Source organism: Bacteroidota bacterium (assembly GCA_030706565.1).
GTDB lineage: Bacteria > Bacteroidota > Bacteroidia > Bacteroidales > JAUZOH01 > JAUZOH01.
This window is the reverse complement of the sequence record JAUZOH010000149.1, coordinates 1-8,647: the sequence shown is the minus strand read 5'-3', so window position 1 is coordinate 8,647 and position 8,647 is coordinate 1. Positions and strand designations below refer to the sequence as shown.

The following is an 8,647-nucleotide window of genomic DNA, read 5'->3' as shown; positions in this document are numbered from 1 at the left end:
ATCATTACACGATCACCGGCTTCCTGATGTTTTTGAATACATTCCAAAGCACTTGTTTTCACAATTTGCGGAAGCTTTTCCAGTGAAAAACGGGTACATTTTTGTTGAAACTGTTTCCAATCATCATTTTTAAAAAAGTAAGCCAGTACAAATTCTTTGGCCCTTTGGTTGGGAATAAATCCCAATTTGAAAAGAACCAACACAGGCGATAAAATAATAACGCCCAGCCAGAAGGACAGTATCCCTTTTTGAAACTTAATCATTTCAGCTAAACTGTCTTTAAAAGTAATGGTACCGTCAAAATCAAAGACAACTAAATTTTTCTGCATTTCAACTCCAATTTTTATCCATTCATAAAATTAGTAAAAGGGATTTAATTTTTATTGATTAAATTAACTTACATTTAGTTATAAAACCTCCATGAATTAGTATTCCCATAAAAACTGAAAGAATCCAATTAAGTGTAAATCAGATAAGCTTATGGAAAACTATTACGAAACCAAAACCGTACCTGCTTCAGGTAAAACAGGCAGCACAAATAATGTACCCCTGGTATCCATCATCATACCGGCATTCAATGAAGCTGCCATTATGGAAAAGAGCATCGGTATTTTCTGCAAATACCTTTCTACCCTCGAGAACAATTACCGCTGGGAACTTATTCTGATAGACGACGGATCAACGGATGAGACCGGGCGGCTGGCAGATGTTATTGCCACCTGCAATAATAAAATCAAAGTCTACCATCACCTGGTCAACATGAATTTAGGAAATGCTCTGAAAACAGGCTTTCAGCATTCCAAAGGAGATTATGTGATAACGATGGACCTGGATATGAGCTATGCACCCGAACATATTGACAAGATGCTGGCCGTGCTCATCGAAAATCAGGCGGATGTAGTAATTGCTTCGCCTTACATGAAAGGCGGGAAAGTAACCGGTGTACCTTTTCTACGGAAAAAACTCAGCAAGTTTGTAAATAAATATATGTCCGTTACCTCGCAGGAAAAATTTTATACATTTACCAGTATGGTCAGGGCATACAACGGTCAATTCCTGCGCTCGCTGAATCTCAAAGCCAAAGATTATGAGATAAATCCTGAGATAATATATAAATCAATGATTCTCAGGGCCAGAATTATTGAAATACCAGCCCACCTGGACTGGACTTTCCAAAATTCCTATGGCCAGAAAAGGACATCAAGCATCAGAGTGTTTAAAGGAATTTTTTCAGGTTTAATGTCCGGTTTTATTTTCCGGCCCTATATTTTCTTTTTGGGACTAGGATTAATTATAATGTTAATTTCACTTTATATTATTATCTGGATATTTATCAATACAATGACCATTTATCCGGACATCACTGCAGCAAATGGTTATTTTGATGACAGGCTTTCGGCTGCCATTGCTGAAGTTTTCAAAGCCAGGCCACAAGCCTTTCTAATTGGGGGAGGGACATTCATCGTAGCCTTGCAATTTCTGAGCATTGGATTTTTATCCCTACAGAATAAAAGATATTTCGAAGAAACCTTCCACATCAACACCACCTTATACAAGCACATTCAAAAATTAGAAAAAGAAGTAGAAAAAGCAAACTCATCAACTCAGTTGCAATAAGAGTTTTTTGATGGTTTTCCCGGCCACATTCCAGTTGAGACGGGTTTCATATTCGTGAAATGAGGAAAAGGCCATATCCTTGTACCGTTCATAATTGGCAAAAACACTGGTGATATAGGCAACATATTGATTTATTGCAGAATTTGGAGGGAATTTCATACCATTGACATTATCTTTGATAATGGTAGGAATTCCTCCAACATTTGAGGCAATGCAAGGTACACCGAAGGAATTGGCTTCACAAAATACCAATCCGTAGGCTTCGGCCCTTGAAGGCATAATCAGAAAGTGTGATTTTCTGACAACCTTACCATAAAGTTCCATATCTGATTCCGATTCTTTGTTCAGTTTGCCATATACATGAACGTATGATGGAGGTATTGCGTCTTCCTGAAAAGGGTCACATCCAATAATATTAAGTTCGGATGGCAAGCCGGCTTGATTTAAAGCTTGTACAACAGCAAAAGCAATATCGCCACCTTTACGTTTCCAGTCATAACCGATAAAAGTCAGGCTGCAAAACTGAGTGGAACGGCTTTCAACCATACCTCTTATGTCATCTATAGTCCTGGAGCATTCAATATTTGCACCAAATGGCACTACTTTAATTTTCTCCGGAGAAACATCATAATTTTTGATAGCCACATCAGCGGCCCATTGGGAAGAAACAATAGCCAGGCTGCAACGGTCGAAGGCAGATTGTTCCATTTGGTGTCCGTTTCTTATTGTTTTTGGGGACAGATTTGTAAATTCATCATAAAAATCAATCATTCCTGCAAAAATGGCATCCGTACAAAATACAATTGGTTTGTTAGTGCTTAAAAGTGAAACCGGGACAGAAGAAGGGCTAAAGATAAGGTCAGTTTTAAGCTCAGCCAGTTGACGGTTAATCTGCCTTGCATAATTTTTTACAACAAGAGGATCCCGTTTTTCAAGATAACGATTGATGCCGACCCGGTCCCGAAGTCTTCGTTTCATCCTATGGTAAAGACTTGTTCGTAAATGGCCAATATAATTGAGCTCAAACTCTTGTTGTTCCAATACTTTTGACAAATAATATTCCGTACCTGACCAATTCCGGATATCATGTCCATCAAAAATAGTCACAAAAGTCACATTCATTTCCTTTGGTTTTTAAAGGGTGAATTTTGGGTAATCTTTTTATCTGACGATTTTGGGCAACTTATATAAAACATATGTTTTATTCTGATAAACCTTATAAGGTGAAAAACCGCACAATTCTTTGTCACTAACCAGATAATCTATTTTAAATCTTTTAATGGACTCAAATATATATATGGGATCACGCAGGATCTTTTCCATTTCCTTTAAACGATAATACCATTCATAAATCTTATTGTTATAAGGAATAAATCTATACACTACGAATCTGTCTCTCCTGGCCCTCCGGCAGAATGAATTTTCAAAGTCCCGGTCTAGGCTATATACTTTGTTACCAAATCCCACAAAAGCGAAAACATCAGTAGGCCTGGTATTTACATCAACATAATTACACAAAGCATCCATTTCAACAGTACTCTCTATGGGCCGGGGAATGGAATATGCCTTTCTGGCAATAGAATATAACAGCAAAGGCAAAGCCAGGATAAAGGCAATTTTAAGTATATCAAAGCCCATTTCCTTTGTTAAAATAGAATAATTTAGATACAGGAATAATTCAATCCAGGTCAGAAGAAGTCCAATTGAAGCGATACGATAAGGCAATAATTTAAGTATCAGTCCGGTTTTATCAAAAAAGCCGACTAAAAGGAATATTGTTAAAACAGAGAAAATAAGGATATTCAGAATATTCAGTTTATGAATATATTCATCTTTTATTTTTGAAAACAGGGAAACGCAGATCAGGAAACAGGAAAACATAATTAATACCCTGGGCAAAATATCTTTCATAAAGACTTCCTTATCCTTGAAAAGTGTTGCATGATGAGGATTTCCGAAATATGTAATCAACCAGTCATATTTTATCCCATGCATTTGGGGAGCAATTGATTTGGTCCCATTATAAAGATAAATAATATAGGGCAAAACGGCCAGGAAATAAATAAGGCCGTTTAAAAAGAACTTTTTAAAATCCCTTGTATAAATAAATATATAACAACAAGCCACAAGGAAAAACCATCCTCCAGCCAAAAAATGATTATAGGTAGCTAAAACTGAGAACAAAACGAACTGCCAATATTTTTCTTTTAACAGAAAAAACAAAGCAAAAAATATCAAGATATAAGCAAAGGTCTTAGGTTCAACGGCAGCAAAAATTGATTCGCCGCCGAAAAAAGACTGATTAACCTGATGATTTTGGGAAGAGAAAAAAATAATCTGGAAAAGGAACAGTATTTCCACATTCGAAATTTTCAACAATTTGAAAATTTCAGCAAGAGGGAATGCAAAAAGTAAAGCGCAAACCAACATCCCCCAAAAAGCAAATTGCTCAAAGCTAAGGTAGTTTAACAAGGGCCCAACTATATACTGGAATATAAACCTTTCACCGGGCCATTCGGAAAACAAAAAGGAATGGGGTATCCAGTTTGGATCAATGAATTGCTTGGCCAAAGCGAAATAATGTTCTTCGTCAGGATGAATATTAAATGAAAGGAAAGTTGCACAGATTAAAACAAAAATCAGAATGAAGGGATTGACCTTATTAAACAGTTTCATCAATCGGTCGATAAACCCATTCAGAGAGTTTGTATTAAAAGAACTTACCATCTTAGGTTCCATAATATATAATAATTAATCTGTTAATAAATCATTGATTAATCTACCTTTGGTTTCCACTAAATTTTGATAAACCCCTTCATAAAATGGTTCATTCATCAATACAGCATTCACCATTAGATTTTGGAAAGAGCCTATCAAATTAACTGCGGATAATGGGTTGTTACAACGTTTTATATAATTTTTTAAATATTTGGTCCTTCCGGTAAAAACCTCATTCATCAGAATCGGACTTAAAGTGCCTACATTAGTTAATAATGGGAAATCAAACAATTTGTAAAGATTGGTAAGAAAATCAGTTCCAACAATTGAAATTGATAAGCGGGAATGTTTTGGAGTTAATCTCGATTTTAAGCGTTTCAAAGAAATACTTAGTGAAGTATCTTCCTTAAACCGGTTTATCCAAGGACTTTTATTATTGACAATTGATTTACAGGCATAAATATAAAAATCCAATATGCTGTTTTTGTTTGTTATTACTAATACTTCATTACAAACACGTGTATAAAAGGTAACAAAGCCAAACCTGTTTGATTCCAGCCAAATTTCCTTAGTCAGTGCAAATTCTGTATCCACAGCAATATCAAAATGTTCAGGATCCATAATTATCAGATCGGCATCCAACCAGATTGCCCGTTCAAAGCCATTGGACAGCAGTTCCTTCGCTATAGCCAGCCTTGCCAGATCGGATATAGGACAAACCTGGTTATTGACTTCATTCTTAAACCATTCCGGGACATAATCAAACATTCGATCATCTATAAAAATATAAGTATACCCTTTACTTTCAGCCCATTTTTTTGCAATCGCCATTGCACTTTTAATCCACGCCGGAACGTTTTTAGTCCTATATGATTGATATACTACAGTTTTCATGGCAGTAGGGGGTCATTCATCAGAGTAAAAATGTTTATTAATCTAAAATATCAAAAAAAAAGTAATTGCCCAAATATTAACAAGATAACTATCATCCTGCGTTTAGGAAAAATTTAATTTTATCCGTAGAAATAAAGGGAAAGGGATAACTATCAGGGAGGAGAAGATTTAACAACTCATGACTTAAAAAAGGAAAATTATCACAAATAAAAGTAGATTCCCACCTGATAATAATAGAATTAGTCAAAATTAAAGAATCCATATATTCTTTATCATATTTTTTCATAAATTAGAATAAAGTTCAGAAGTTTCTAATTGAAGGAAGCGATTATCCTGTTTGGTATTTCTCGCGTAAATAAAGTGGTTAACCCAAAAGAGAATCTATGGAAAATAAAGGGACATATTCTCCGGAAGCAGCTTTAAAAAACGAGTTAATCAAAGCGAAAGCAGAATTTCAAAATCGCAGTTTTGGAAATTTGATTAAAAAATTTTTTTATGCTTATCTTTTAGTATTTCCGTTTGTGGGGGGCTACCTTCCCTACTTTGCTGCAGGAAATTCATATATTGATTTCCAGGAACTTGTTTACATATTCTTATCCGCCCTATTAATTTATTTTTTCATCATTAACCGTTTTCAGATTGTCATCTCAAAAATCACCTTCTGGCTTTTAATCTATTTTGCATATACCATTCTTAACCAATATTTTAACACCGGCAAAGTTGCTTTTTCGTTAAATTTATATTCTTTCAGCATACTAGGTTGCCTTATACTTTTTGAAAATATCGATTTCAATTTATATGATTTAAAAATACTCACAAATATTCTAGTCATTGTTTCTATAGGAATTGTTTTTGTCAGTCTTATTCAAATCGCCATCACCCCGTTTTTCTATTTAGGGATACACCAGAGCTCAACAGAAGGATTGGAATTGTATAAAGATCTGGAAGGTATTTACAGAAATAATTCCATATTTTCCGGAATTAGTGCTCATGATGCAGGCATAGCCATGGGCTGCCTGTCACTTTATTTCTTATTTCTCAATCTTTATAAGAAGAAAAATTTGTTTCTGGTTATTTTCATCGGCCTCTGTTGTTCCTGCTTTTTTACTTACTCCAAATGGGTTTGGGGTATCCCATTGATAGGCAGTATGTTCTTTATTTATTACAAATACAAAAGTTACAATCTGATTCTGATCCCTGTGATAAGCCTGTTATTATTATTCACTATTGTTACTTTCAGTGCCGATATTGAACAGTCGAAAATATACCAGAACAGGATAGTGACCGACACATACAAAGGCCGGACAGAATCAACGCAAATCTATTTTGATAAATTCTTCCCTCAGCGGCCTCTTTTTGGTTACGGGATAACGAGTTGGATAGATAAAGATTACTTAACCTACTTGTGGCACGGAATACATGTAGCTTATTTTGATATTATGTTTCGTTCCGGGATAATTGGACTGGCCTTATATCTTCTTTTCTGGTTCCAGTATTTTGCAAGAAGCTGGTTGGTGTGTAAAGTGACGGACAATCCGATTTTCATAGCATTTGTTGCCGCAGTTCTGTATATTAACAGTACAGCATTATTTGACCATTTATATTTTTATGGATACATGCTCATGTTCTTTTATCTCAACTTGTATTACAACCTTTTTCTGGTAAAAGGCAGCAAATACAAACCCGAGCAGGTATATCAGCTATTGTAATAAACCCTGTGCCTACCATGAAAGCAGATGAAGCCATAAGCCTTGCGGTTCTAATTCCTGTCTATAATTCGCTGAATTATACTAAAACAGCTTTGGTAAACCTGAGCGAAAGTATAAAACAGGCAGCATTCTCAATTATAAACCATCAAATCCAAATTTTGATATTTGATGATGGCTCTTCCGACAATACTTTTGAATATGTTAGCAAATATTACCCAGGAATTATCCTTTTAAGAGGTGACGGGAACAACTGGTGGGGAGGATCCATCAACCGGATGGCCCATATTGCTTTCGAAAACCTGATGTGTACACATATCCTTTTATGGAATAATGACATCATTATTAAAAATGATTATTTCACCGAATTACTTTCTATTCTGGCAAAACAGGACGGGAATTCCCTGACAGGTTCCAAAATATTTTTTGCAGATAAACCCGGAATAATCTGGCTGATGGGGGGCTATTTTAATCCCATGACCGGAAAGAAAACCCTCAATGGGTTTAAGCAGCCGGATTCTTCTGAATTTGAAAGGACTATTGATGCAGATTGGCTAACCGGAATGGGCACTGTAATTCCCAAAACTGTCGTTGATAAAATCGGTTATCTGGATAGTGAACAATTTCCCCAGTATCACGGCGATGTTGACTTCAGTTACCGAGCAAAATGTGAAGGCTTTAAGTTGCGGGTTTTCCCTCAGTTAAAAATCTGGAACTGTGTCCAAAATACAGGTTTGGACCATCAACTCAGTTTCAGGAAATTGATTGAATCCATGAATTCAACCCGTTCTATTTATAATGTTAAAAAAGATATTGAATTCTATCACAAACATGTAAAAAGCCCGTTGGCCTATTTTGCCCTTTTTGACAAATATACCCGTTATTTATGGAATTTCTTCAGACTCAAACTAAAACCGGCAAGGAAACCCCATGGTAAAACTCGCGTACATTAGTCCCTCCTACTTTCTTGAAGTAGATTTACAGCTCATTTCGAAATTAAATAAGCGTTTCGATTTGATGTGGATTGTTATTTTCGATAAAGAAAGAAGGGAATACGATGAAACAGATGTAAGGCAATATTGCCATGACAATCAGGTAAAAACGATTATATACAGCCGGAAATACAGAAGACGTAGCCCCTACAGCCTGAAGATTGATTTTTCGATTATCCGTTCTATCAAAGCATTCAGGCCCTCTGTTATTTATTTTGAAACCATCGAAGATATTTACCTCAACCTGCTCACTCTCCTGTTTTTGAAACGCAAACAAATTGTAGTTGGAATTCACGATGTCCAACCCCATCCCAAATTTATAGGAGGGTTTCATCGGCTGAACAATCTCCTTTATTTTAAAGCTTTTAAAAATTATCAGTTTTTCTCTCAAACCCAAATGGAATTGTTTAACAAACAATATTCGGGCAAAAACACCTATCTGGCCAGGATGCTTCTGAAAGACTATGGAGATCCGCCTTCTACAAAAAGGATGAATACGAATGGACAGTTTAATTTCCTGTTCTTTGGAGCAATTCGATATAACAAAGGCCTTGAATTTTTGATTGAAGCGGCACAACGTTTGGCTCAGACTGGTGCCCGGTTTAAAGTTACCATCGCCGGTTTAACTGATCATTTTGATATTTATGAACGGCTTATAAACCAACGGAACTTATTTGACCTTCAAATAAGGATTATTCCGAACAAGGAAATTCCCCGTCT

8 protein-coding genes are annotated in these 8,647 nt (G+C 35.8%); 4 read left to right on the top strand and 4 right to left on the bottom strand.

The features are described 5' to 3' along the window. A partial coding sequence (locus Q8907_09075; GenBank protein ID MDP4274416.1) for an HAD family hydrolase occupies positions 1–329 on the bottom strand: 329 nt, incomplete at its 3' end. Positions 330–480: 151 nt separating this feature from the next. Between Q8907_09075 and Q8907_09070 the strand changes: the two genes are divergently transcribed. Further along, a complete protein-coding gene (locus Q8907_09070) occupies positions 481–1,617 on the top strand; it encodes a glycosyltransferase family 2 protein (GenBank protein ID MDP4274415.1) in 1,137 nt (378 codons plus the stop codon). Here Q8907_09070 and Q8907_09065 read toward each other — a convergent pair. Genes Q8907_09065 through Q8907_09055 form a run of 3 tightly spaced genes read right to left on the bottom strand, consistent with a single transcriptional unit; the run spans position 1,600 to position 5,229 of the window. Further along, a complete protein-coding gene (locus Q8907_09065) occupies positions 1,600–2,739 on the bottom strand; it encodes a glycosyltransferase family 4 protein (protein ID MDP4274414.1) in 1,140 nt (379 codons plus the stop codon). The genes Q8907_09070 and Q8907_09065 overlap by 18 nt on opposite strands. A gap of 39 nt (positions 2,740–2,778) precedes the next feature. Then, a complete protein-coding gene (locus Q8907_09060; protein ID MDP4274413.1) occupies positions 2,779–4,356 on the bottom strand; it encodes a hypothetical protein in 1,578 nt (525 codons plus the stop codon). Positions 4,357–4,368: 12 nt separating this feature from the next. Beyond that, positions 4,369–5,229, bottom strand: coding sequence for a hypothetical protein (locus Q8907_09055; GenBank protein MDP4274412.1), 861 nt, complete (start codon positions 5,227–5,229; stop codon positions 4,369–4,371). A 383-nt stretch (positions 5,230–5,612) separates the two neighbouring features. Between Q8907_09055 and Q8907_09050 the strand changes: the two genes are divergently transcribed. The 3 genes from Q8907_09050 to Q8907_09040 form a co-directional block, all read left to right on the top strand. Further along, positions 5,613–6,938 carry a hypothetical protein gene (locus Q8907_09050; GenBank protein MDP4274411.1) on the top strand — a complete coding sequence of 442 codons (1,326 nt, stop codon included), beginning with the start codon at positions 5,613–5,615 and terminating at the stop codon, positions 6,936–6,938. Positions 6,939–6,955: 17 nt separating this feature from the next. Further along, positions 6,956–7,888 (top strand): glycosyltransferase family 2 protein, encoded by a 933-nt coding sequence (locus Q8907_09045; protein MDP4274410.1) that lies wholly within the window; start codon positions 6,956–6,958, stop codon positions 7,886–7,888. After that, the coding region (locus Q8907_09040; GenBank protein MDP4274409.1) for a hypothetical protein at positions 7,866–8,647 on the top strand (782 nt) is incomplete at its 3' end. The genes Q8907_09045 and Q8907_09040, both read left to right, overlap by 23 nt.